General features: G+C 69.7%; 26 protein-coding genes. 19 read left to right on the top strand and 7 right to left on the bottom strand.

Annotation, left to right across the window (positions count from 1 at the left end):
• Positions 1 to 175: 175 nt before the first annotated feature.
• Both rpmE and prfA read left to right on the top strand, forming a co-directional pair.
• Entirely contained in the window at positions 176 to 406 is a 231-nt protein-coding gene (gene rpmE / locus MUY22_RS03965; protein WP_247057148.1) for a 50S ribosomal protein L31, read from the top strand.
• A gap of 80 nt (positions 407 to 486) precedes the next feature.
• On the top strand, positions 487 to 1,557 hold the full coding sequence (gene prfA / locus MUY22_RS03960; protein WP_247057146.1) for a peptide chain release factor 1: 1,071 nt from the start codon (positions 487 to 489) through the stop codon (positions 1,555 to 1,557).
• Positions 1,558 to 1,595: 38 nt separating this feature from the next.
• On the opposite strand, the gene MUY22_RS03955 is transcribed toward prfA, so the two are convergent.
• From MUY22_RS03955 to MUY22_RS03930, 6 genes are all read right to left on the bottom strand, one after another.
• Positions 1,596 to 2,036: a hypothetical protein gene (locus tag MUY22_RS03955; RefSeq protein ID WP_247057144.1), complete on the bottom strand. Its 441-nt coding sequence runs from the start codon at positions 2,034 to 2,036 to the stop codon at positions 1,596 to 1,598.
• A 78-nt stretch (positions 2,037 to 2,114) separates the two neighbouring features.
• Positions 2,115 to 3,581 (bottom strand): hypothetical protein, encoded by a 1,467-nt coding sequence (locus MUY22_RS03950; RefSeq protein WP_247057142.1) that lies wholly within the window; start codon positions 3,579 to 3,581, stop codon positions 2,115 to 2,117.
• A gap of 18 nt (positions 3,582 to 3,599) precedes the next feature.
• Positions 3,600 to 4,031: a GtrA family protein gene (locus MUY22_RS03945; protein WP_247057140.1), complete on the bottom strand. Its 432-nt coding sequence runs from the start codon at positions 4,029 to 4,031 to the stop codon at positions 3,600 to 3,602.
• Complete coding sequence (locus tag MUY22_RS03940) at positions 4,028 to 5,011, bottom strand: glycosyltransferase family 2 protein (RefSeq protein ID WP_247057138.1); 984 nt, start codon at positions 5,009 to 5,011, stop codon at positions 4,028 to 4,030. Before MUY22_RS03940 ends, MUY22_RS03945 begins: the two co-directional genes overlap by 4 nt.
• A gap of 32 nt (positions 5,012 to 5,043) precedes the next feature.
• Positions 5,044 to 5,832: a TIGR03619 family F420-dependent LLM class oxidoreductase gene (locus tag MUY22_RS03935; protein WP_247057136.1), complete on the bottom strand. Its 789-nt coding sequence runs from the start codon at positions 5,830 to 5,832 to the stop codon at positions 5,044 to 5,046.
• The gene (locus tag MUY22_RS03930) at positions 5,829 to 6,599 is read right to left on the bottom strand and encodes an alpha/beta fold hydrolase (protein ID WP_247057134.1); all 771 of its coding nucleotides are present in this window, start codon (positions 6,597 to 6,599) and stop codon (positions 5,829 to 5,831) included. Before MUY22_RS03930 ends, MUY22_RS03935 begins: the two co-directional genes overlap by 4 nt.
• A gap of 52 nt (positions 6,600 to 6,651) precedes the next feature.
• Between MUY22_RS03930 and MUY22_RS03925 the strand changes: the two genes are divergently transcribed.
• The 17 genes from MUY22_RS03925 to aroA all read left to right on the top strand — a co-directional run bounded on the left by MUY22_RS03925 (position 6,652) and on the right by aroA (position 22,428).
• Complete coding sequence (locus MUY22_RS03925) at positions 6,652 to 7,002, top strand: MerR family transcriptional regulator (protein ID WP_247057132.1); 351 nt, start codon at positions 6,652 to 6,654, stop codon at positions 7,000 to 7,002.
• 97 nt (positions 7,003 to 7,099) lie between these two features.
• Positions 7,100 to 7,966 (top strand): peptide chain release factor N(5)-glutamine methyltransferase, encoded by an 867-nt coding sequence (gene prmC / locus MUY22_RS03920; protein WP_247057130.1) that lies wholly within the window; start codon positions 7,100 to 7,102, stop codon positions 7,964 to 7,966.
• A 318-nt stretch (positions 7,967 to 8,284) separates the two neighbouring features.
• A complete protein-coding gene (locus MUY22_RS03915) occupies positions 8,285 to 10,255 on the top strand; it encodes a M6 family metalloprotease domain-containing protein (RefSeq protein ID WP_247057128.1) in 1,971 nt (656 codons plus the stop codon).
• A 76-nt stretch (positions 10,256 to 10,331) separates the two neighbouring features.
• Complete coding sequence (locus MUY22_RS03910) at positions 10,332 to 10,982, top strand: L-threonylcarbamoyladenylate synthase (RefSeq protein WP_247057126.1); 651 nt, start codon at positions 10,332 to 10,334, stop codon at positions 10,980 to 10,982.
• A gap of 74 nt (positions 10,983 to 11,056) precedes the next feature.
• The gene (locus MUY22_RS03905) at positions 11,057 to 12,214 is read left to right on the top strand and encodes a glycosyltransferase family 4 protein (RefSeq protein WP_247057124.1); all 1,158 of its coding nucleotides are present in this window, start codon (positions 11,057 to 11,059) and stop codon (positions 12,212 to 12,214) included.
• A gap of 48 nt (positions 12,215 to 12,262) precedes the next feature.
• On the top strand, positions 12,263 to 12,712 hold the full coding sequence (locus tag MUY22_RS03900) for a hypothetical protein (RefSeq protein WP_247057122.1): 450 nt from the start codon (positions 12,263 to 12,265) through the stop codon (positions 12,710 to 12,712).
• A gap of 531 nt (positions 12,713 to 13,243) precedes the next feature.
• Positions 13,244 to 14,029 (top strand): F0F1 ATP synthase subunit A, encoded by a 786-nt coding sequence (atpB, locus tag MUY22_RS03895; RefSeq protein ID WP_247057119.1) that lies wholly within the window; start codon positions 13,244 to 13,246, stop codon positions 14,027 to 14,029.
• 55 nt (positions 14,030 to 14,084) lie between these two features.
• Positions 14,085 to 14,342, top strand: a complete 258-nt coding sequence (locus MUY22_RS03890) for an ATP F0F1 synthase subunit C (protein ID WP_247057118.1) — start codon at positions 14,085 to 14,087, stop codon at positions 14,340 to 14,342.
• Between the two features lie 44 nt (positions 14,343 to 14,386).
• Positions 14,387 to 14,932, top strand: coding sequence for a F0F1 ATP synthase subunit B (locus MUY22_RS03885; protein ID WP_371827651.1), 546 nt, complete (start codon positions 14,387 to 14,389; stop codon positions 14,930 to 14,932).
• Positions 14,933 to 14,938: 6 nt separating this feature from the next.
• Positions 14,939 to 15,763 (top strand): F0F1 ATP synthase subunit delta, encoded by an 825-nt coding sequence (locus MUY22_RS03880; protein ID WP_247057114.1) that lies wholly within the window; start codon positions 14,939 to 14,941, stop codon positions 15,761 to 15,763.
• 57 nt (positions 15,764 to 15,820) lie between these two features.
• Positions 15,821 to 17,461, top strand: a complete 1,641-nt coding sequence (gene atpA / locus MUY22_RS03875; protein ID WP_247057112.1) for a F0F1 ATP synthase subunit alpha — start codon at positions 15,821 to 15,823, stop codon at positions 17,459 to 17,461.
• Positions 17,462 to 17,472: 11 nt separating this feature from the next.
• The gene (locus tag MUY22_RS03870) at positions 17,473 to 18,420 is read left to right on the top strand and encodes a F0F1 ATP synthase subunit gamma (protein ID WP_247057110.1); all 948 of its coding nucleotides are present in this window, start codon (positions 17,473 to 17,475) and stop codon (positions 18,418 to 18,420) included.
• Positions 18,420 to 19,847: a F0F1 ATP synthase subunit beta gene (gene atpD / locus MUY22_RS03865; RefSeq protein WP_247057108.1), complete on the top strand. Its 1,428-nt coding sequence runs from the start codon at positions 18,420 to 18,422 to the stop codon at positions 19,845 to 19,847. Before MUY22_RS03870 ends, atpD begins: the two co-directional genes overlap by 1 nt.
• 113 nt (positions 19,848 to 19,960) lie before the next feature.
• Positions 19,961 to 20,326 carry a F0F1 ATP synthase subunit epsilon gene (locus MUY22_RS03860; protein ID WP_247057106.1) on the top strand — a complete coding sequence of 122 codons (366 nt, stop codon included), beginning with the start codon at positions 19,961 to 19,963 and terminating at the stop codon, positions 20,324 to 20,326.
• Between the two features lie 25 nt (positions 20,327 to 20,351).
• On the top strand, positions 20,352 to 20,786 hold the full coding sequence (locus MUY22_RS03855; RefSeq protein ID WP_247057104.1) for a DUF2550 domain-containing protein: 435 nt from the start codon (positions 20,352 to 20,354) through the stop codon (positions 20,784 to 20,786).
• Positions 20,787 to 20,858: 72 nt separating this feature from the next.
• Positions 20,859 to 21,179 carry a putative quinol monooxygenase gene (locus MUY22_RS03850; RefSeq protein WP_247057102.1) on the top strand — a complete coding sequence of 107 codons (321 nt, stop codon included), beginning with the start codon at positions 20,859 to 20,861 and terminating at the stop codon, positions 21,177 to 21,179.
• A gap of 10 nt (positions 21,180 to 21,189) precedes the next feature.
• On the top strand, positions 21,190 to 22,428 hold the full coding sequence (gene aroA / locus MUY22_RS03845) for a 3-phosphoshikimate 1-carboxyvinyltransferase (protein WP_247057100.1): 1,239 nt from the start codon (positions 21,190 to 21,192) through the stop codon (positions 22,426 to 22,428).
• Here the strand turns inward: aroA and MUY22_RS03840 are convergent.
• Positions 22,425 to 23,000 (bottom strand): cob(I)yrinic acid a,c-diamide adenosyltransferase, encoded by a 576-nt coding sequence (locus MUY22_RS03840; RefSeq protein ID WP_247057098.1) that lies wholly within the window; start codon positions 22,998 to 23,000, stop codon positions 22,425 to 22,427. The genes aroA and MUY22_RS03840 overlap by 4 nt on opposite strands.
• Between the last annotated feature and the right edge of the window lie 18 nt (positions 23,001 to 23,018).

Raw genomic sequence — 23,018 nt, 5'->3', positions numbered from 1 at the left:
TACCGGCTCTTATGGCCGGGAAGGGGGCCTTCACGGCTTTCCCGGCCGGGAATACCAGGTCAACGGGGTCTGTTCAAGTAGTCGTCAGCTTGTCTGGCAGAATCACCCGCTGAAGTCCGGCACCGGTTCACCCCGCTCGAAGACTGGGGACCCGGAGCCAACGAGAGAGGACACCATGAAGAGCGGCATTCACCCCGAGTACGTGGTCACGAACGTCGACTGCGACTGCGGTAACACCTTCACCACGCGTAGCACGAAGACCAGCGGCACCATCCACGTCGAGATCTGCTCCAACTGCCACCCGTTCTACACGGGCAAGCAGAAGATCATGGACACCGGTGGCCGCGTCGCGCGCTTCGAGGCTCGCTACGGCAAGCGTCAGAAGAAGGACGCCGAAGCCAAGTAGCTTGGTCGACGGCGCCCACCCGCACGTTCGGGTGGGCGCCGTTTCTTTGTCTGAAAAACCGGGCCTGAGAGGTGGCAGAGGTGGATTCGAGCTCGCTCAAGGGGCTGCTCGCCGAACACGCGGAGCTGGAGACCCAGCTCGCGGACCCGGCGGTGCACGCCGACCAGGCGCGCGCCCGCAAGCTCGGCCGCCGCTACGCCGAGCTGACGCCCGTGGTGCGCGCCGTCCACCAGCTCGACACCGCCCGTGAAGACCTCGTGGCCGCGCGCGAGCTGGCGGCGGAGGACTCCGGGTTCGCCGCGGAGGCCGAGGAGCTGGCTTCGGGGATCCCCGAGCTGGAGTCGAAGCTCACCGAGCTGCTGCTGCCGCGCGACCCGTACGACGGCTCCGACGTCGTGATGGAGATCAAGTCCGGCGAAGGCGGCGAGGAGTCGGCGCTGTTCGCCGGCGACCTGCTGCGGATGTACCTGCGCTACGCCGAGCGGCACGGCTGGAAGGCCGAGGTGCTCGACTCGGTCGACTCCGACCTGGGCGGCTTCAAGGACGTCACGCTCTCGATCAAGACGAAGTCGGCGGTCGTCGACGGCGTCTGGTCGCGCCTGAAGTTCGAGGGCGGCGTGCACCGCGTCCAGCGTGTGCCGGCGACCGAGTCGCAGGGCCGGATCCACACTTCGGCGTCCGGGGTGCTGATCTACCCGGAGCCCGAAGAGGTCGAGGTCGAGATCGACCCGAACGACCTGCGCATCGACGTCTTCCGCTCGTCGGGCCCGGGTGGCCAGAGCGTCAACACGACCGACTCGGCGGTGCGGATCACCCACCTGCCGACCGGCATCGTCGTCTCGTGCCAGAACGAGAAGTCGCAGATCCAGAACCGCGCCCGCGCGCTGCAGGTCCTGCAGGCCCGCCTCCAGGCGGTCGCCGAGGAGGAGGCCGCGGCCAAGGCGTCCGACGCCCGCCGCTCCCAGGTCCGCACGGTCGACCGCTCGGAGCGCATCCGGACGTACAACTTCCCGGAGAACCGCATCTCGGACCACCGGGTGAACTACAAGTCGTACAACCTGGACCAGGTCCTGGACGGCGAACTGGACGGCGTCCTGGACGCCCTGGCGACCGCGGACCGCGAAGAGCGCCTGGCCTCGCAGTCCGGCTGAGGCCCGCCGCCCGCTCGGCGGACGGCGGGCTCGGCACGTCAGCCGCAGGCGACCGGTCCGGCCGAGGCGCGGAACTGGTTGACCTGGCCGGTGCCCAGCGAGAGGCTGCCGGAGACGTAGATGCAGTGGCCGTTCGTCCCGGTCACCACCACTCCGCCGGCGTAGGTGGAGAACGTGCCGGAGTCGGTCACCGTGGCAGAGGTGTCCGTCCGGATGCTGACCGACATGGAGTGCGACCCGGACGCGTCGTCGTAGACCTTCGCGCAGTTGGTGCCGCCGTTCGCACTGGAGTACCAGAGGTGGAGCGTGCCGGCCGCCTCGCCGAGCCGGTTGGTCAGCGACTTGGGCAAGCCCTCCTTGTGGAGTTCGGTGCCCGGACAGGTCGTCACCGGCGCGGCTTCCGCGCCGGGCACCGCGACGAGAGCCGCCGCCACGACGACACCGGCGACGACGGCGAACTTCCGTACTGCTGACCGCACACTTGCCTCCCACAGGTAAGCGGTGTCCGGGCTGTTCCCGGACCACCGCCTTCCCCACGCCCGGGAGGCCGGAACGGTTTAGCGGACCGCGGGCTTCTCCGGCTCCCGGAAGGCGTCGAAGACCTCGGTCATGGCCTCGGACTCCGGCTCTTCCCCGGCGTCTTCCGGAACGACCCGGGACGGCCGCGGGAAGAAGCTCAGCACCGCGAACACCAAGGCCAGGAACGTCGGGAACAGCGTCAGCAGCTGGTGCTTCACGCCTTCGACGCCCTCGCCGAGGGCCGACAGCCCGAACTGGCCGATCGCGAACAGCAGCAGGAAGAACACCACGGTCCCGTACTCGCGCGCCTTCCGGCGGAACGCGCGGATGCCCGCCCAGCCGATCAGCAGCCAGAACGGGACCAGCGCGAACAGGCCCAGCGGCGCGGCGAGCGCGGACAGGCCCGACAGCACCGGCACCCGGTACTCCTGGGCCATCTGCGGGTAGCCGGCCGACTCGGCGAAACTGCCCAGCCGCGACGGGCGGGCCGTGAGCGTGTCGACCGCGCCCTGCTGGAGGACCTGCAGCGTGCGGGTCGGGTGGGACGCGTAGTACTGCACGACGTTGCGGCGGCTGATCTTGTCGCGGTAGGTGTTGTAACCCGGGTCCGTCCAGGGGCTCGCTTCCCACCAGCCCTTGCCGATGAACTTCTTCGCGTCCGGCGGGAGGCCCAGCGCGGTCAGGTCGGCGTCGGTGTCGTGCTTGCCGTCCACGATGCTGTCGAACACCACGTGGAACATGTTGGCTTCGCGGTACTCGGCGTTGGCCGGGTCGCCCTTCGACTGCACCATCGCCGTGCCGGCGCCGACGATCACCAGCACGCCCAGCGGCACGAGCCACCGCGCGCGGCCCTTCGCGCCGAGCGGCCGGACCAGGGCCAGCGCGATCACGAACAGCGGGATCAGCAGCAGCGTCTGCGACTTCGCGTTGATCCCGATCAGCGCGCCCACCACGGTCAGCGCCGCGCCCCAGTAGCGCCACGCGCCCGTGCGGTGCATCAGCAGCAGCCCGCCCGCGGTCAGCAGCATCCCGACGAACCCGGCGCCTTCGCTGAGCACCGAGGCGAAGTAGCCGAAGAACGCCGAGTCGGCCATCACGAGCAGCAGCAGGACGGCGGCGATGACGCGGTTGCGGCGGCTCAGGTCCAGGCCCAGCACGGTGGCCGCGACGCCCACGGCGACCAGCACGCACGTGATCGCGCCGAGCACCAGCAGGTTCAGCTCGGCCGACGAGCCGAGCACGTGCCCGAGCTTGCTCGCGAACCAGTCGAGCCACGCCTGGCTCGAGATGTAGTCGCTCTTGCAGGCCGAACCCGGCCCGTAGCTGAAGTGGACGTAGAACTCGGGCTTCAGCTCCGGGTGCCGGCCGCCGAGGTCGCACAGCAGGCGCCAGCCGTCGCCGTTGTCGGCCATCCCGACCGGCCTCGGCACGAGGAACCGGAGCAGCAGGACGCCCAGGGAAAGGACGAAGACGCCCAGGCCGAAGCGCAGTTCACGGGATCGCACGCAGGTCAGCGTACGAGATCACGCTGAGTCGGCGGGTGCCGCACCGGGTACCGGCGTCACCGGCCGGTGGCGGAAGACGACGTAGTGGTAGAGCAGGTAGTTCCAGAACAGCCCGACGACGATCGCGGCGCCCTTGGGCACCAGCAGGTTGATCCCCGGGAACAGGTGGTTCACCAGGGTGATGACGAGGAACTGCACCACCCAGAGCCCGAACGCGGTGACCACGAAGAACAGCACGGCCTGGCGGCGGACGTCGCCGTCCTTCGCCCGGAACGTGAAGTTCCGGTTCAACGTGAACGACAGCAGCATGCCGACCGTCGTGGAGATGAAGTTCGCGACGAACGTCGGCACGCCGAGCGTGGCCAGCAGCGCGTACCCGAGGACGTCGACCAGCGTGTTGCCGATCCCGACGATGCCGAAGCGCACCTGCGTGGCGGTGACGAGCCTCATCGGACGGTGCTCCGGCTGTCCTCGTTCGCGCCCGTCCGCACCGACGCGACGCTGTAGAGCGGCCGGTTCTGCACCTGCGAGTACGTCCGGCCGATGTAGCTGCCGAGCACGCCGAGCATGATGATCTGGACGCCGCCGAGGAAGAACATCGCGATGGTGATGAACGCCCAGCCGGGCACCGCGGTCGCGGGCGCGAACAGCTTGACGCCGATGACGTAGAGCACGCCGAGGAAGCTCAGCAGCGAGAACAGGTAGCCCATCCGCGTGATCATCCGCAGCGGCGTGGTCGAGAACCCGACGATGCCGTCGGCGGCGAACCGCATCATCTTCGTCAGCGGGTAGCCGGTGGCGCCGGTGTGGCGCTTGTCGCGGTCGAACAGCACCGCCGTCTGCTTGAACCCGATGTAGCTGACCAGGCCGCGCAGGAACCGGTCGCGCTCGCGGTACTTGCGCAGCTCGTCGACGACCTTGCGGTCGACCAGCCGGAAGTCGCCGGTGTTCTTCGGGATGTCGACGGCGGCCATCTTGCCGAGGAACCAGTAGAACGCGCTCGCGGTGAGCCGCTTGAACGGCGAGTCCTGGCGCGACCGCCGCTGCGCGTAGACGACGTCGAAGCCCTCCTCCCACTTCTCGATGAGCTCCAGCGCCACCCGCGGCGGGTCCTGCAGGTCGCTGTCCATGATGATCGCGGCGTCCGCGTCGACCAGGTCGAGCCCGGCGGTGACGGCCATCTGGTGGCCGAAGTTGCGGGACAGCTCGATGACCGTGATCCGGCCGTCGCGGGCGCTCAGCCCGGTGAGCGCGGCCAGGGAGCCGTCCTTGCTGCCGTCGTCGACGTAGATGAAGCTGAAGTCGTACTTCCCGGCCAGCGGCGCGGTGACCTCGTCGACCGTGCGCTGCAGCAGCTCGATGTTCCCTTCCTCGTTGTAGATCGGGAAGATGAACGCGACCCGGCGGCGCGTGGTCGGCTCTGTCGGCACTGGCGCTCCCGGGGTTCGGCGTCTCGGGCATCCTAAAGACCGGCGACGGCCTCGGCGAACGCGGTCATCCGCCGGTCGAACGCCTCGGCCGGGCCGAAGTGGACGGCCACCGCGTCCGCCCCGGCCAGGATATACGCCCGGAACCGCGCGACGGCGGCGTCGAGATCGGTCCCGTCCCACTCCATCCGGGCGGTGGCCCGCACGTCGCGGCCGGCGGCCAGCTCCCCGAGCTTCCCGGCCCGCTCGCCGAACTCGGCGGGGGACAGCCCGGCGCTCTGCCACGCCGAACCGACGCGGGCGGCGCGGCGCAGCGCGATCGCGGAGTTGCCGCCGACGGTGATCGGCACCGATCCCGCCGGCCGCGGCTCGAAGTGGCCGCCGCCGGGGCCGCGGCCGGCGCGGAACAGCTCCGCGAGCAGGTCGAGAGTGGTGTCGGTCCGCTTCCCACGGCCGGCGAAGTCGGCCCCGACCTCGGCGAACTCCGGCTCGTTCCAGCCGGTGCCGACGCCGAGGTCGAACCGGTGGCCCGAGAGCGCATCGAGGGTCGCGACCTGCTTGGCCAGCGCGAACGGCTCCCGCAGCGGCACGATCAGCACCGACGTCCCGAGCCGGATCCGGCTCGTCAGCGCGGCGATGTGGGCGAGGGTGACGAGCGGCTCGTAGACCCCGCCGAAGACGTCGCCGAACGCGCCGGGCGGGATCAGGTGGTCGGGCAGCCACGCCGTGCGGTAGCCGAGGTCCTCGGCGAGCCGCGCCAGCTCGGCGGGCCGGCCGGGCGGCAGGTCCGGCTGCTCGTTCGGCAGTACGACTTCCAGGTTCACGACAGCCTCCCGAGAAACTTTTCGATCGCGGCGAGCCACTCGTCGCGGGCTTCGGCGCCGATGTTGTGCCCGGCTTCGACCTCGACGAGTTCGGCGCCGGGAATGCCGTCCGCGAGTTCCCGGGACAGCGCGGGCGACGCGAGCCCGTCGAGGGTGGTGGCGACGACGAGCGCGGGCACGGCGATCCCGGCCAGCTCGGCCCGGGTGTCGACCCTCGCGACGAGGGCGACGTGCTCGGGACTGCCGTCGGGGACGAACGCGGCGAGCTGGTCGACGGCCGTCTCCAGCTGCCCGGGCGTCAGGGCTTCGAGGTGGTCGCGGCCGGTCGCGACCAGCGTGAGGAACTTCGCGAGCAGCTTCGGGTCGTCGTGCAGCAACGCGGCCCAGACGTCGACGGCGAGCCGGATCCGGTTGTCGAGCCGGGCGAAACCGCTGGTCAGGATCAACCCGGTGACCCGATCGGGGTGCCGCGTGGTGGCGCGGACCGCGACGGCCGTGCCGAGGGAGTAGCCGAGGATCGCGAACCGCTCCAGCCCGGCGCCGACGGCGATCGCGACCAGCTCGTCGGCGAGCTCGTCCAGGTCCAGCGGGGTCGCGCTGCGGGGCGTTGCGCCCGAGCCGGGGTAGTCCGGGCCGACGACGGTGCGCGTCCGCGCGAGGTCGCCGAGGATGGCGCCGAAGTTGCCCTCGACACTGCCGCCCCCGCCGTGGGCGAGCAGCAGGCCCGGGCCGGTGCCGCGGACGACGTGGTGGAAATGTTCGGTCATGCCGGCGACGTTAGGTCTTCACATCAGTGTGAAGGTCAAGTCCGGGGGACACATGCGGATCGGCGAGCTCGCGGAACGGACGGGCGTCAGCACGCGCCTGCTGCGCTACTACGGGGAACAGGGTCTGCTGGTGGCGTCGCGCGACCGCAACGGCTACCGGTGCTACGGCGAGGACGCCGTCGTCCGGGTGCGGCAGATCCGCCGGCTCCTCGAAGCCGGGCTGACCACCGGGGTCATCGCGTCGGCGCTGCAGTGCGCGAGCGGTGAGGAGGCCCACCTCGACCTCTGCCCGGAGCTCGCGCAGCTGCTGCACCGCGAGCTGACGGCGATGGACGACCGGATCGGGACGCTCCAGCGTCGTCGCAGCACCTTGGCCGGGTACCTGACCGAGGAGGGCGGGTGACCGCTCGCTCGATACGCTGCACGGCGTGGGACCGGCGCGTGTCCTGACGGGGGAGTTCCGCCTGGTGTGCCAGGCTTGACGAGGTGAAGGACGACGAGTGAATCGGCAGCCGCTGCGCCTGGCCATCATGGAGGCCACCCGCATTCTCGGGCGGGCGGGCGTCGCTTCGCCGCGGTTCGACGCCGAAGTGATCGCCGCGCACGTGCTCGGGGTCGAACGCGGGCGGCTGCCGATGGTGCCCCTGGTCGACCCGCCCGTCATCGAGGCCATCGGCCAGCTCGTCCAGCAACGCGCGAAGCGGATCCCGCTGCAGTACCTGACCGGCTGGGCCGCGCTGGGTGACATCACCGTCGCGGTCGGGGCCGGCGTGTTCGTGCCGCGCCCGGAGACCGAGCTGCTGCTCGAATGGGGCGTCAAGTTCCTGCAGGGCCGGGAGTTCCCGGTCGTCGTCGACCTGTGCACCGGCTCCGGGGCACTCGCTCTCGGCGTCGCGCACGCGCGCCCGGACGCCGTCGTCTACGCGGTGGACGTCGACCCGCAGGCGCTGGCCTGGGCGCGGCACAACGCGGACGTCCACGCCGACGCCGGCAACACCCCGATCCGGCTGTACTCCGGCGACATCAGCGACCCGACGATGTTCGCCGAGCTCGACGGCCTGGTCGACCTGGTGCTGTGCAACCCGCCGTACGTCCCGGACGGCACGCCGGTGCCGCCCGAGGTCGCCGAGCACGACCCACCGCGCGCGGTGTTCGCCGAGGAGAGCGGCCTGGCGGTGATCCGCCACGCGATCGCGGCGGGCGCGCGGCTGCTGCGCCCGGGCGGCGGCCTGGCCATCGAGCACGACGACACCCACGGCTCGGCGGTCCCGGCGCTGGTCCGCGCGCGCCGGGTGCTGACGGCCGTCGAGGGCCACAACGACCTGGCGGGCCGCGCGCGCTTCGTCACGGCGAAGCGGCTGGGCTGAGCAGCCCCCGAATTCCACGCTACCGCCGGCCACCGACAGTTCCCGGTGCCCGCCGCGCGCGGGGCCGGACTTGTCCACAGTGCCGGGCAAACGCCCCAATGTGGCGTTGGGTGCGTCCAACGCACCCAATGTGGCGTTCGGTGCGTCAGATGCACCCAACGCCACATTGGGGCGCTCGGGGCCTGACAAACCGGCCAGACTTTCGTCGTGGGGCAAGCGGGTAAACCCTCGCTTCGGGGCAGAACCGCGACAGCGCGGCTCAATACGGTCGATCACGGGACACCGCGACCCCGCCGGTTCCCAGTGAAGGAGCCGCAGATGCGCGCCAGAACCCCGAAAGCGCTCGCCCTGCTCGCCGCCGTCACGGTCCTGACCGGGCTCGGCGCCGGGACCGCGGCCGCCGAGCCGCTCACCCGTGGCTGGCCCGCCCCGATCGACGCCGCGCACTGGGAGAACCAGGACCACATGACGTGGTCCGACTACCGCAAGGTGCCCGGGACGAACTGGGCCGACCCCGCCCTGAAGCCGACGCAGCGCGTCTTCAAGGGCGCCGTCGTCCTCGCCGACTACCCCGACCAGGACTTCGTCGTCACGCAGCCGCCGAAGTCGACCGTGTTCGGCAATCCCGGTCCCGAAGCCTCGAACATCCCGCGGGCGGGCGTCGCGCAGTACTACCAGGACTTCCTCAACAAGCCCGAAGCCCTCAACAACGGGCACACCATCAACGAGTACTGGATGGAGGACTCCGGCGGCCGCTTCGGCGTGCAGCTGACGGCGTTCGGCCCGTACCGGATGCCCGGCCAGTCCTTCGAGTACGGCATGGAGTTCCAGCCGAACGCCTGCCCGCCGAGCGCGAACTGCGACCGCGACATCCGCACGGACGCCGGGAACGCCTGGCGCGCCGACGTCGGCGACACGGCGAACCAGTTCGACTTCGTCTTCTACCTCTCCGCCGGCCAGGACGAGAGCTCGACCTGGCAGGAGTTCGGCGAGATGAAGTTCGGCACCAAGGAGAACGTGCCCGACGCGTTCGGCCCGCCGAACCACGACCTGCCCAACTACGCCGCCACCCGGTACGTCCCGTGGACGTCGTGGGCGTCGGCCGCCAGCATCTGGCCCAACGCCGGGAACGGCAGCTCGGTGCAGGCCGAGAGCTCCGGGCAGTCGACCTACGCCCACGAGTTCAGCCACATCCTCGGCATCGGCGACAACTACAACAACCCGTTCGGGATCCCGCCGTGGCGGGACTACTCCGGTGCCTGGGAAATGCTGTCCCGCGGCACGTTCAACGGCCCCGGCGGCCCGCACACGCGCTGGCAGATCCCGGCGACGCAGGGCAGCTCGATGGGCGCCCAGCACATGCTGCGCAACAAGATGAAGCTCGGCATCGTCGACCCGGCCGACGTCCTGCAGCTCGACCGCAACCAGCTGGCGGCGTCCGGGCCGGTGTCGGCGCGCATCACCGCGCGCGAGGCGGACGCGCAGCCCGGCGCGTTCACCGGGCTGAACATCAAGCTCACCGGCGGCGACAAGAGCCCGAAGTGCGACAAGACGACCGACCCGTTCTGCGACGGCGGTGGCTACGACAACTACACCGTCGAGGTCGTCGACCGGATGGGCGCGGACTCGTTCTCGCCGGACTCCGGCGTGCTGCTCGCCAAGACGAAGGACAAGGACAACGCGCCCTTCGAGTGGGTGATCGACGCCAACCCGGCCGACATCGGCATCACCGACTACACCAAGCCGGACGGCACGCCGGTGAAGATCACCATCGGCGACTACCGCCAGCTCAACGACGCGCTGTTCAAGGCGGGCACCGAGGCGGCGAGCCCGTACGAGTACACCGACCAGGCGAACCGGCTGAAGTTCCTGATCACCGACCTCGCCCGCGATCGCAAGGGCGTGCTCTCGTACACCGTCACGGTCGCGTCGCTGGACGGCTCGGGCAGCCAGGCGCGCGGCGCCGCGGTGACCCCGGCGCTGCCGGCGTTCGCCCGCGGCGGGCTCGCGACCTGCGACTTCGGCCTGTTCAACACCGGTTCGGCGAAGGGCGCGAAGGCGCCGTACGACACCGATACCTACCGACTGAGCGCGTCGACCGACGCGAAGGGCTGGCAGGTCCGGCTGCCGAACGAGCTGGCCACGGCGAAGTTCGGTCAGTTCGTGAAGGTGCCCGCCTTCGCGAAGCGCAGTGGCGGTGACCTGGCCGCCCGGGTGAAGCTCACGGCGACGTCGGTGAGCGACCCGTCGAAGACGGCCACCGCGAGCTGCACGGCGTTCGGCTTCTGACGCGCACCTCGTGACCACGACCCGGAGGGGCCTGCCGCGGCGGGCCCCTCCGGCGCGCGGGGCTACCCTTGGCGCCATGAGCGTGGTCTACGACTGCAGCAAGCGGGACTCCCGGGCGGACGGGCTGGCCGCCGCGGCCGGCGCGGTCCGGTCGAGCCGGCTGGTCGTCCTGCCGACCGACACGGTCTACGGGATCGGCGCCGACGCGTTCGACGCTGGCGCCGTCCAGGCGCTGCTGCGCGCGAAGAACCGCGGCCCGGACATGCCGGTCGGCGTGCTCGTCGGCTCGTGGTCCACTGTGGACGGTCTGGTGCTCGGCGTGCCGCCGCAGGCCCGCGCGCTCATCGAAGCCTTCTGGCCCGGCGATCTGTCCATTGTGCTCCCGCACGCGCCGAGCCTGCAGTGGAACCTCGGCGACGCCCGCGGCACCGTGATGCTGCGGATGCCGCTGCACCCGGTGGCGCTGGAGCTGCTGCGCGACGTCGGCCCGATGGCCGTCTCGAGCGCGAACGTCTCCGGCCGGCCGCCGGCGAGCACGGCGCAGGAGGCGCAGGAGCAGCTCGGCGACTCGGTCGCGGTGTACCTCGACGGCGGCTCCAGCGGCGAGGCCGTCGCGTCGAGCATCGTCGACCTCACCGGCACCGAACCGGTGGTGCTGCGCGAAGGCGCCGTGAGCAAGGACGCCATCGCGGAGGTGCTCGGTGTCCCCGCGGAATCGTTGGCGTGAAGCCGGATCAAGGCGCCGGGCGCGGCACGATAGCGTGTCGCGGGTGACCCCGACCCCGCGAGCGTGACGCACCCGTGCCGCCCACATCCGGTCTTCTCCCGATCCGGGAATACATCCTCGTCGCGCTGACCGCGACGGCCGTGACCTACCTGCTCACCGGCGTCGTGCGCCGGATCGCGATCCGCGTCGGCGCGATCGCGAACCCCCGCGCGCGCGACGTGCACGTCGCGCCGATCCCGCGCATGGGCGGGATCGGCATTTACCTCGGCGTCGCCGCCGCGATGGGCCTGGCCCACCAGCTGCCCGCGCTGTCGCACGGCTTCGACGCCTCGTTCGACTCGGTCGGCGTGCTGCTCGCCGCCGGCGTCATCTCGCTCATCGGCGCGCTCGACGACCGGTTCGAGCTGGACGCCTGGACGAAGCTGGCCGGCCAGGTCATGTGCGCCGGGATCCTGGTCATCTTCGGCGTGCAGTGGGTGTCGTTCTGGGTGCCGTGGGGCGGCACCGGCGCCTCGTTCGGCTCGGTGCTGGTGCTCGACAAGAACCAGGGCGCGCTGCTCACCGTCGTGATGGTCGTGGTGATGGTCAACGCGATGAACTTCGTCGACGGCCTCGACGGCCTGGCCGGCGGCCTCGGTTTCATCGCGGCGGCGGCCACGTGCGCGTTTTCCCTGGGACTGCTCGACAGCTCGGGCGGCGACGTCGGCACGTACCCGCCGGCGCTGATCGCGGCCACCCTCGCCGGCGCGTGTCTGGGGTTCCTCCCGTACAACTTCCAGCCCGCCAAGATATTCATGGGCGACTCGGGCTCGATGATGATCGGCCTGGTGCTCGCGGGCGCGACGACGTCGGCGTCCGGGCGCGTGCCCTACCCGCAGTTCAGCGGCAAGGACGCGATCGCGCTGCTGTCCCCGCTGGTGGTCGTGGCGGCGGTGCTGTTCGTCCCGATGCTGGACCTGATCATGGCGGTCGTGCGCCGCACCCGCCGCGGCGAAAGCCCGTTCGCCGCGGACAAGATGCACCTGCACCACCGGTTGCTGGAGATCGGCCACTCCCAGCGCCGCGCCGTGCTGCTGATCTACTTGTGGGCCGGCATCCTGGCGTTCGGCGCGGTCTCGGTGACCCTGTTCGACGACGCCGCCGCGCTCTGGATCATCGGCGTCGGCCTGGTGTTCGCGGTGGGGGTCTCGGTCATCCCGCGGCTGCGCTCACGCCACCAGCCGCGTACCTAGTCCGCGGGGTTCTCTACACTCGGTGTCGAACCGAGCAGGGAGCCAGCTGTGAGCGAGACCGAGACTTCGACCGAAGCGCAGGAGAACCCGCACGCCAAGGTGGTGCTGCAGGCGGCCCGCGCCATGACGAAGGCTTCGCTGCTGGTGACCCCGCCGGCGGTGCTCGTCTGCATCGTGCTCTTCAGCGTCCTCAACGGCATGCCGGGCTTCTGGGGCTCGCTCGTCGGCGGGGCGCTGGCGATGCTGGCGTCGCTCTCGACCCTGGGCATGATGCGCTTCAGCGCCGGCCAGGACCCGATGTTCGTCATGGTGATCGCGCTCGGCGGGTACGTCGTGAAGGTCGTCCTGCTGTTCGGCGCGCTGACGCTGCTGAAGGGCGTCTCCGCGCTGCACCCGATGTCGCTCGGCATCACCATGATCGTGGCCATCCTGCTGGCCGCCGCGGCCGAGTTCGCCGCCTTCCGCAAGACCAAGATCCCGACGATCATCCCCTCCTGACGCCGTCCGGTTCGCCGGGGTGTTCCGTTACCCAGGGTGAACCGGCCTGCGGCCACCCGAGTGTGACCGGCGTCACGGCCGTGCGCTTTCGCGCGGACCTCGAAAAGGGTCCCGGACGGCTCGCCTGCGACGTTCCCGGGAGGGTCCCGGCCCCCGCCGGACCTGGGTCCCGGGTCGACCCGGGACCTAAGTCCTGGGCTGATCGGTTGGTATGGAGTACGCCTGTACGGCACTGATTGACCTGCTGGTATGGTCCGCGTCAAGGGTGGCGGCCTCGGCCGCGCGCTTCCTGAGACGAACCGCGATCAGCAGTGTGGCGACCGTGTAGTTCCGCCTTCCGCCGCTGGTCCGAAGTAGACCGCAGGGCAGTGTTCACGCGAGACAACCCCATGTGCAGAACGTGAAGCCGTGTTCATCGCACAGTGGGGCAGCCGCCTCCGACGTCCCGATACGTATCGGGTACGTTAAGTCCAGATCGTGACGATTCCCCCGGCGGAGTGAACGCCGGCCGGGAGAACCGGAAGGAGCCCAGTGGGCGCGCTGGTATTGGCCGAGGGTGCGGTGTTCGCACCGCCCGGTGCCGGAAGCTTCGAGTTGCCGCCGCTGTTCGGCGGCGTCACCAAGCCGATGGTGCTCGTCGTGCTCTCGGTGGTCATCATCGCGACGTACTTCCTGCTGGCGACCCGCAAGCTGAAGGTCGTTCCGAGCAAGGGGCAGTTCGTCGCTGAGTCCATCTACGACTTCAGCCGCAACAACATCGCGCGCGAGCAGATCGGCTCGAAGGACTTCAAGCCGTACGTGCCGCTCGTTTTCTCGTTGTTCACCTTCGTGTTGGTGAACAACCTCTACGGGATCATCCCCGTTCTGCAGTTCCCGACCATGGCGCGCTTCGGTTTCCCGGTCGCGCTGGCGGTCCTCGTGGTCTACCCGGTCTACCACTACGCCGGCTTCAAGCGGCACGGTTTCGCCGGGTACTTCAAGAAGGAACTCGCGCCGCCGGGTGTGCCCAAGGCGGTGCTGCCGCTCTTCTCGCTGATCGAGTTCGCGGAGAAGTTCTTTCTCAACCCGCTCACGCTCGCCATCCGTGTTTTCGCCGCCATGTTCGCCGGCCACCTCATCCTGGCCGTGTTCACCCTCGGTGGCACCTTCCTGCTGACCGAGACCTCGGGCTGGGCGTTGAAGCCGGTTTCGCTGGTGGCGTGGATCTTCGCCATCGGGATGACTTTCCTCGAGGCCTTCATCCAGGTGCTGCAGGCCTACATCTTCGCCCTGCTTTCGGCGGGGTACATCGGCGCCGCGCTGGCGTCGGAGCACTGAGAACACAAGCCCCCGATCCACGCGAGCGCGTGGACCGAAGTGAAGGGAAATGCACGTGAGCAACATCGTTCTGGCCCAGGCCGCCGAAGCCGCCGTCAACATCAACCCCGGCCTCGCCGCCATCGGTTACGGCCTCGGCGCGATCGGCCCGGGCATCGGTGTGGGTCTGATCTTCGCCGCCGTCATCAACGGCACCGCGCGTCAGCCGGAGGCCCAGGGCAAGCTGCAGGGCATCGGCTTCTCGACCTTCGTGCTGACCGAGGTTCTGGCCCTGATCGGCATCGTCATCTACTTCATCGCCTCCGCCGCCTGAGTCAGCAGCTCATCGCTTAAGGAGACGCCGTGCTGAAGAGTGCAATGCTCCTCGCCGCTGAAGGCGAGACGCACAACCCGATCATCCCCGACATCTCGGAGCTGATCCTCGGCATCGTCGCCTTCCTGATCCTGCTGTTCATCCTCAAGAAGTACGTCGTCCCTCGCTTCGAGGCCGCGTACGAAGAGCGTGCGCAGAAGATCGAGGGTGGCATCGAGAAGGCCGAGAAGGCTCAGGCCCAGGCCGAAGCCGCGCTGGCGGAGTACCAGGCGCAGCTGAAGGAAGCTCGTGGCGAGGCCGCGAAGATCCGCGACGACGCCCGGCTCGAGGCCGAGCAGATCAAGGCGGAACTGCGGGCCGAGGCCGAGTCCGAGTCCCAGCGGATCGTCGCCCAGGGCCAGGCTCAGCTGCAGGCCCAGAAGGCGCAGATCATCGCCGAGCTGCGGGCCGACATGGGCCGCAACGCCGTGGAGCTGGCCAGCCGCATCGTCGGCGAGTCGCTCGAAGACGAGGCGCGCCGTCGTGGCACCGTCGACCGGTTCCTCGCGGAGCTGGACACCGCCGGTGCCGCTGGTGGAGCGGGGAAGTAGACCGGAATGACGCTGCATGCTGCGAGCCGTGAAGCGCTCGGCCTCGCCGAGGAACGCCTCGGCGAGGTTCTGGCCGACGCGGGAGCCGACGCGGCCACGGTCGGCGACGAGCTGCTCTCGGTCGTCGACCTGCTGGACCGGGAGATCGGTCTGCGCCGGGCGGTGAGTGACGCCTCGGCGACGCCGGAGTCGCGCACCACGCTGGTGCGCCGGCTGTTCGACGGCAAGCTGTCCGAACCGGCGCTGAAGGTGCTCGACGCCGTGGCGGGCAGCCGCTGGTCCAGCCCTCGTCAGCTGGTCGACGGGCTCGAGTCGCTCGGGCACTCCGCGCTGCTGACCGCCGCCGAGAAGACCGGCAACATCGACGCCGTCGAGACCCAGCTGTTCCAGGTCTCGCGCGTCGTGGCCAACCACCCGGAGCTCGAGACCGCACTGGCGGACCTGGCCGGTCCGGCGGACGCGAAGCGGTCGCTGGTGCGCGGGCTGTTCGCCGACAAGGTGGACGTGGTCACCGAGACCCTCGTCGAGCAGGTCGTCCGCCGGGCCAAGGGCCGTGGTGTCGGCGCCGGGCTCGACGCGCTGGTCAAGCTGGCCGCGGAACGCCGTCAGCGCTCGGTCGCCTACGTGACCAGCGCGAGCCCCCTGACCGACGAGCAGACCACCCGGCTGGGCGAGAAGCTCGACACCCTCTACGGGCGGTCGATCGCGCTGCACGTCGAGGTCGATCCCAGCCTCGGCGGCGGGCTCGTCGTCCGCGTCGGCGACGAGATCATCGACGGGAGCGCGGCGGGTCAGCTCGCTGCCCTGCGCAGGCGGCTGGCCCGGGCCTAGTCCCCGGCCACACAAGACTTTGCATACTGGCAAGAACGAAGCGAGAGCGGGAAAGACATGGCCGAGCTGACGATCTCCTCGGATGAGATCCGTAGCGCGATCGAGAACTACGTCTCGAGTTACGCCCCGGACGTGAGCCGGGAAGAAGTTGGCGTCGTGATCGACGCGGGTGACGGTATCGCCCACGTCGAGGGCCTCCCCTCGGCCATGGCCAACGAGCTGCTCGAGTTCCCCGGCGGCGTCCTGGGCGTCGCACTGAACCTGGACGCGCGCTCCATCGGTGCCGCGATCCTCGGCGACTTCGAAAGCATCGAAGAGGGCCAGCAGGTCAAGCGCACCGGCCAGGTCCTGTCCGTGCCGGTCGGCGACGGCTACCTCGGCCGCGTCGTCAACCCGCTGGGCGCCCCGATCGACGGCCTCGGCGACATCGAGACCACCGACCGCCGTCCGCTGGAGGTCAAGGCCGCTTCGGTGGTCGAGCGCCAGCCGGTGTCGGAGCCGCTGCAGACCGGCATCACCGCCATCGACGCGATGACGCCGATCGGGCGCGGCCAGCGCCAGCTGATCATCGGTGACCGCAAGACGGGCAAGACCGCCGTCGCCGTGGACACGATCATCAACCAGAAGTCCAACTGGGAGACCGGCGACGAGAAGAAGCAGGTCCGCTGCATCTACGTCGCGATCGGCCAGAAGGGCTCCACGATCGCCGCGGTCAAGAAGTCCCTCGAGGACGCGGGCGCGATGGAGTACACCACCATCGTCGCCGCCCCGGCCTCGGACTCGGCCGGCTTCAAGTGGATCGCCCCGTACACCGGCTCGGCCATCGGCCAGCACTGGATGTTCGAGGGCAAGCACGTCCTCATCGTGTTCGACGACCTGACCAAGCAGGCCGACGCGTACCGCGCGATCTCGCTGCTGCTGCGCCGCCCGCCGGGCCGCGAGGCCTTCCCCGGCGACGTCTTCTACTTGCACTCCCGTCTCCTCGAGCGGTGCGCGAAGCTCTCGGACGAGCTGGGCGCCGGCTCGCTGACCGGGCTGCCGATCATCGAGACGAAGGCCAACGACGTGTCGGCCTACATCCCGACGAACGTCATCTCGATCACCGACGGCCAGTGCTTCTTCCAGTCGGACCTGTTCAACGCCGGTCAGCGCCCGGCCATCGACGTGGGCATCTCGGTGTCCCGCGTGGGTGGTGCCGCGCAGGTCAAGGCGATGAAGTCGGTTTCCGGCTCGCTCCGCATCGACCTGTCGCAGTACCGCGAGCTGGAGGCGTTCGCCGCCTTCGCCTCGGACCTTGACGACGCCTCGAAGGCGCAGCTCGAGCGCGGTGCCCGGCTGTACGAGGTGCTCAAGCAGTCGCAGTACTCGCCGATCCCGGTCGAGGAGCAGGTCTGCACGGTGTGGCTGGGCACGAACGGCCACTACGACTCGGTCCCGACCGAGGACGTGCGCCGCTTCAACCACGAGTTCCTCGACTCGGCCCGCCGCAAGCACGACGACGTCCTGGGCGCGATCCGCGACTCCGGGAAGTTCGAGGACGCGACCGCCGAGAAGCTGGTCGCCGCGGTGAACGAGTTCAAGAAGGAGTTCACCACCGCCGACGGCAACGCCCTGGTCGGGGTGGACGCCGACGCGATGGACGCCGACAAGGTCGGGCAGGAGACCGTCAAGGTCAACAAGCCCGCCCCGAAGAAGTGAGCTGATAGCTCATGGCCGCACAACTCCGGGAACTCCGGTCGCGCATCAAGGCGACCAAGTCGATCGGCAAGATCACCAAGGCGATGGAGCTCATCGCCACCGCGCGCATCACCAAGGCGCGGGCGAAGGTCGCCGCTTCCCGGCCGTACGCCGACGAGATCACCAAGGTGCTCTCGGCGCTGGCCGGTGCGGCGGCCAACCTCGACCACCCGCTGCTGGTCGAGCGCCCGAACCCGAAGCGGGCCGCTGTCCTGGTCGTGACCAGTGACAAGGGCCAGTGCGGTGGTTACAACTCCAACGTGCTGCGCGCGACCGGCGAGCTGCTTTCCCTGCTTCGCGACGAGGGCAAGGAAGCTCGGGTCTACGTCACCGGCAACAAGGGCCTGAACTACTACCGGTTCCGCGGCCGCGAGGTGGTGGACGGCTGGACGGGCTTCTCCGACCAGCCGAACTACGCCGCGGCGGTCGAAGCGGCCGAGACCCTGGTCGAGTCGTTCATGGCCGGCGTCGACGACGGGCACGGCAACGCCGACGGCATCGAGGGTGTCGACGAGATCCACATCGTCTACACCGAGTTCGTGTCGATGCTGACCCAGCGGCCGATCGCCAAGCGCGTCGCGCCGCTCGAGGTCGAGTACACCGACGGCGACGAAGAGCAGAAGCCGCAGCCCGGCGACCTGCTGCCCAGCTACGAGTTCGAGCCGAGTGCCGACAAACTGCTGGACTCGCTGCTGCCGAAGTACATCAACACGCGCATCTACTCGGCGCTGTTGGAGTCGGCGGCGTCCGAGCTGGCCGCGCGCCGGACGGCGATGAAGGCCGCTTCGGACAACGCCAACGACCTGGTCGGCAACCTGACGCGGGAGATGAACCAAGCGCGCCAGGCGCAGATCACCCAGGAGATCTCCGAAATCGTCGGTGGCGCGAACGCGCTCACCGCAGCAGGAAGTGATGATTGATGACCAGTACTGAAGCCCCGCGCGCCAAGGGGCGCATCGTGTCGGTGACCGGTCCGGTCGTCGACGTCGAGTTCCCGCGCGGTTCCGTTCCCGACCAGCACAACGCGCTCAAGGTCGAGATCGAGTTCGAGCAGCTGCGCAAGACGGTGACGCTCGAGGTCGCCTCCCACCTGGGTGACAACCTCGTCCGCACCATTTCGCTGCAGCCGCAGGACGGTCTCGTCCGCGGTGCCGAGGTCACCGACACCGGTGGCCCGATCACCGTGCCGGTGGGCGACAAGGTCAAGGGCCACGTCTACAACGCGCTCGGCGAGTGCCTCGACGAGCCCGGCTACGGCGACGACCTCGAGCGCTGGGGCATCCACCGCAACCCGCCGTCCTTCGACCAGCTCGAGGGCAAGACGGAGATGCTGGAGACCGGCCTGAAGGTCGTCGACCTGCTCACCCCGTACGTCCAGGGTGGCAAGATCGGCCTGTTCGGCGGCGCCGGCGTCGGCAAGACGGTGCTCATCAAGGAGATGATCACCCGTGTCGCCCGGAACTTCGGTGGTACGTCGGTGTTCGCCGGGGTCGGCGAGCGCACTCGTGAGGGCAACGACCTCTTCCTGGAGATGAGCGAAGACGGCGTCATCAACGACACCGCCCTCGTGTTCGGCCAGATGGACGAGCCGCCGGGCACGCGCATGCGCGTCGCCCTGTCCGCGCTGACCATGGCGGAGTACTTCCGCGATGTGCAGAACCAGGACGTGCTGCTGTTCATCGACAACATCTTCCGGTTCACCCAGGCCGGCTCGGAGGTGTCGACCCTGCTGGGCCGGATGCCGTCGGCCGTGGGTTACCAGCCGACGCTGGCCGACGAGATGGGCCAGCTGCAGGAGCGGATCACCTCGACCCGGGGCCGGTCGATCACCTCGATGCAGGCGATCTACGTTCCCGCGGACGACTACACCGACCCGGCCCCGGCCGCGACGTTCGCCCACCTGGACGCCACCACCGAGCTTTCGCGTGGTGTCTTCCAGAAGGGCATCTTCCCGGCGGTGGACCCGCTGGCGTCGACGTCGACGATCCTCGACCCGGCCATCGTCGGCGAGGACCACTACCGCGTGGCTTCCGAGGTCATCCGGATCCTGCAGAAGTACAAGGAACTGCAGGACATCATCGCGATCCTCGGTATGGACGAGCTCTCGGAAGAGGACAAGCTCACCGTCCAGCGCGCCCGCCGGATCGAGCGCTTCCTCTCGCAGAACATGCTGGTCGCGGAGGCGTTCACGCAGATCCCGGGCTCGACGGTGCCGCTGTCGGAGACCATCGAGTCGTTCGACCGCATCGCCAAGGGTGACTTCGACCACTACCCGGAGCAGGCGTTCCTGGGTATCGGTGGCCTCGAAGACCTCGAGAAGAAGTACAAGGAAATCACCAAGAAGTGATCTCCTGAGGCGGCGGGGGCAGTGTCCATTGTGGACTCGGGCCCCCGCCGTTCTCATACCGGGATACAGACCTATTACACTCGGTGGCAACACCCCGAGCGAAGGAGTGCTACGTGGCTGAGATGTCCGTGGAGCTGGTGGCCGTCGAGCGCCGTCTCTGGTCGGGTACCGCCACTTTCGTGGTGGCCCAGACCACCGAGGGTGAGATCGGCATCATGGCCGGTCACGAGCCCGTGCTCGGGCAGCTCGTCGAGGGTGGCGTGGTCAAGGTGACGACCACCGACGGCGAAACGGTCTGCGCGGCCGTGCACGGCGGTTTCCTGTCGGTCACCGGCACCGGGGTGAGCATCCTCGCCGAAAGTGCCGAGCTTTCCGACGAAATCGACGTCGACGCGGCGAAGGCGGCCTTGACCGCCGACGACGAGACCGAGCGGACCAGGGCCTCGGCCCAGCTCCGCGCGGCAGGTCAGTCGGTCTGAGCGAGCGACGGGCAGGAGCCGGGCCGTGCAGATCACCGTGGTGGTAGTCGGGCTCCTGATCGTGCTCGTGGTGCTGGTCGGCTGGTACGGCCAGCGGTGGATCCGGATGCGCCGCGGTGGGGGCGTGAGCGTCGCGCTGCGGTGGCGTCCGGACAGTGCGCGGGCCAGCTGGCACCTGGGGCTCGGCCGCTACGAGGGTGACGAGTTCGTCTGGTACCGGGTGTGGAGCCTGCGCAGCGGCCCGGACCGCGTCTTCCAGCGCGCGAGCATGCAGATCGCCGACCGCCGTGACCCCTCCGGCAGTGAGGCCTACGCGGTTCCCGAAGGCGCCATCGTGCTGCGCTGCGAGTCCGAGACCCAGGAAGCGATCGAGATCGCCATGGGCCCGGGCGCGCTCACCGGGTTCCTCTCCTGGCTCGAATCCGCTCCTCCCGGGCGACGTCTCCCGCGCGCGTCCTGACCTGCCCCTGTCTCACTCCGCTGTCTCAAACCGAGACAGCCAGGGCCGCCGTTTTGGCCTACGGTTGAGCGCATGATCTTCATCGTGGTCAAGTTCCCGGTCAAACCGGAGCACGCCGAAGCCTGGCCGGACATCGTGGCGGACTACACCACGAATACCCGCGCCGAAGCGGGCAACCGGTTCTTCGAGTGGTCCCGCAGTCTCGAAGACAAGAACACCTACGTGCTGGTCGAGGGCTTCGAAGGCCAGGACGCCGCCGTCGCGCACGTCGGCTCCGACCACTTCAAGTGGGCGGTCGCGAACCTGGGTGCCTACATCTCGGACAACCCGCAGATCATCAACGTCCAGGACGCCTCCGACTGGGGCCCGATGGCCGAGATCGCGCCCCACTAAACTGGGGTTCGTGACTCTCGTCGACATCCCCGGCTCCAAGTCCGTCACCGCCCGAGGCCTGTTCCTGGCCGCCGCCGCGCGCGGCACCACCGTGCTCGGCCGTCCGCTGCATTCGGACGACACGGAGGGCTTCGCCGAGGGGCTCGTGAAGCTCGGCTACCAGGTTGACAGGCAGCCGGACGCCTGGACGATCGAGGGCCGGCCGTCGGGGCCGGGCGTGGCGTCCGCCGACGTCTTCTGCCGCGACGGCGCCACCACGGCCCGCTTCCTGCCCGCACTTGCCGCGGCCGGCGCCGGCACCTTCCACTTCGACGCGTCCGACCAGATGCGCCGGCGTCCGCTGGGTCCGCTCACCGACGCGCTGCAGGAGCTGGGCGTCGACCTGACCTTCGAGGGCGAGCCGGGTCACCACCCGCTGACCGTCCGCGCGAACGGCGTCAAGGGCGGCGACCTGACCCTGGACGCGGGCCTGTCGTCGCAGTTCCTGACGGCGTTGCTGCTGCTCGGGCCGCTGACCGCGGAGGGGCTGCGGATCACCGTGACCGACCTCGTGTCGGTGCCCTACGTCGAGATCACGCTGGAGATGATGCGGCGCTTCGGCGTCGACGTCCGCCGCGAGGGCAAGACGTTCGTCGTCCCGCCGCAGCCGTACCAGGCGTGCGACTACCCGGTGGAGCCCGACGCGTCGACGGCCAGTTACTTCCTGGCCGCGGCGGCGGTCACCGGCCGCACGGTGACCATCCCCGGCCTGGGTTCGACGGCGCTGCAGGGCGACGTGCTGTTCGTGGACGTCCTGGAGCAGATGGGCGCCCACGTGCAGCTGGAAGAGAACTCGGTGACGGTCGCGGGCCCGTCGGACGGCCTGCGCGGCGTCACGGTGAACATGCGCGACATCTCCGACACGGTCCCGACGCTGGCGGCGATCGCGCCGTTCGCGGCCGGGCCGGTGCGCATCGAGGACGTCTACAACACGCGCATCAAGGAGTGCGACCGCCTGGACGCGTGCGAGGAGAACCTGCGCGCGCTCGGGGTGGCGGTCGAGACGGGCCGCGACTGGATCGAGATCCAGCCGGGCGCGCCCGCCGGTGCCCTGGTCAAGTGCCGCCGCGACCACCGGATCGCGATGGCGTTCAGCATCACCGGCCTGCTGGTCGACGGCATCACGCTGGACGACCCGGAGTGCGTGAAGAAGACGTTCCCCGGCTTCCACCAGGCCCTCGGGTCGCTGCGGGAGAGCTGGGGGATCTAGGAGGGCTGCCCGCCCGGCTGCCACAGCACGTCACCCTCGGGGTTGGCCAGCCGGGCGAGGATGAACAGCAGGTCCGACAGCCGGTTCAGGTACTTCACCGCGATCGGGTTCGTCCTCTCCGGCTCGGCTTCGTACAGCTCCCACGCGCTCCGCTCCGCGCGGCGGGACACCGTGCGCGCCTGGTGCAGGAACGCCGCGCCCGGGGTGCCGCCCGGCAGGATGAACGACGTCAGCTTGGGCAGGCGGTCGTTGAAGTCGTCGCACCAGCCCTCGAGCCGTTCGAGGTACTTCTCGGTGATGCGCAGCGGCGGGTAGGGCGGGTCGTCCTGGATCGGCAGGCAGAGATCGGCGCCGACGTCGAAGAGGTCGTTCTGCAGCACGCGCAGGACGTCCGTGATCTCGGCCGGCAGCGCGCCCATCGCGACGGCCAGCCCGATGACGGAGTTCGCCTCGTCGGTGTCGGCGTAGGCGCCCAGCCGGGGCGATGTCTTGGGCACGCGCGACCCGTCGCCGAGCGCCGTCGTGCCGTTGTCGCCGACCTTGGTGTACACGCGGTTGATGCGAACGACCATGAAGCCACCATAGCGGCC

The organism is Amycolatopsis sp. WQ 127309 (assembly GCF_023023025.1).
In the GTDB taxonomy this organism is placed as follows: Bacteria; Actinomycetota; Actinomycetes; order Mycobacteriales; family Pseudonocardiaceae; genus Amycolatopsis.
Note: the sequence above shows the minus strand (reverse complement) of the source record. Positions and strands in the feature narration are given on the sequence as shown.

What these genes read in the sequence shown, in the direction of transcription:
- rpmE (WP_247057148.1), top strand. Translation starts at nt 176, where the DNA reads ATGAAGAGCGGCATTCACCCCGAGTACGTGGTCACGAACGTCGACTGC.
- MUY22_RS03945 (WP_247057140.1), bottom strand. Translation starts at nt 4,031, where the DNA reads ATGAGGCTCGTCACCGCCACGCAGGTGCGCTTCGGCATCGTCGGGATC.
- MUY22_RS03930 (WP_247057134.1), bottom strand. Translation starts at nt 6,599, where the DNA reads ATGACCGAACATTTCCACCACGTCGTCCGCGGCACCGGCCCGGGCCTG.
- MUY22_RS03925 (WP_247057132.1), top strand. Translation starts at nt 6,652, where the DNA reads ATGCGGATCGGCGAGCTCGCGGAACGGACGGGCGTCAGCACGCGCCTG.
- MUY22_RS03915 (WP_247057128.1), top strand. Translation starts at nt 8,285, where the DNA reads ATGCGCGCCAGAACCCCGAAAGCGCTCGCCCTGCTCGCCGCCGTCACG.
- MUY22_RS03910 (WP_247057126.1), top strand. Translation starts at nt 10,332, where the DNA reads ATGAGCGTGGTCTACGACTGCAGCAAGCGGGACTCCCGGGCGGACGGG.
- MUY22_RS03885 (WP_371827651.1), top strand. Translation starts at nt 14,387, where the DNA reads ATGCTCCTCGCCGCTGAAGGCGAGACGCACAACCCGATCATCCCCGAC.
- MUY22_RS03880 (WP_247057114.1), top strand. Translation starts at nt 14,939, where the DNA reads ATGACGCTGCATGCTGCGAGCCGTGAAGCGCTCGGCCTCGCCGAGGAA.
- atpA (WP_247057112.1), top strand. Translation starts at nt 15,821, where the DNA reads ATGGCCGAGCTGACGATCTCCTCGGATGAGATCCGTAGCGCGATCGAG.
- MUY22_RS03870 (WP_247057110.1), top strand. Translation starts at nt 17,473, where the DNA reads ATGGCCGCACAACTCCGGGAACTCCGGTCGCGCATCAAGGCGACCAAG.
- atpD (WP_247057108.1), top strand. Translation starts at nt 18,420, where the DNA reads ATGACCAGTACTGAAGCCCCGCGCGCCAAGGGGCGCATCGTGTCGGTG.
- MUY22_RS03850 (WP_247057102.1), top strand. Translation starts at nt 20,859, where the DNA reads ATGATCTTCATCGTGGTCAAGTTCCCGGTCAAACCGGAGCACGCCGAA.
- MUY22_RS03840 (WP_247057098.1), bottom strand. Translation starts at nt 23,000, where the DNA reads ATGGTCGTTCGCATCAACCGCGTGTACACCAAGGTCGGCGACAACGGC.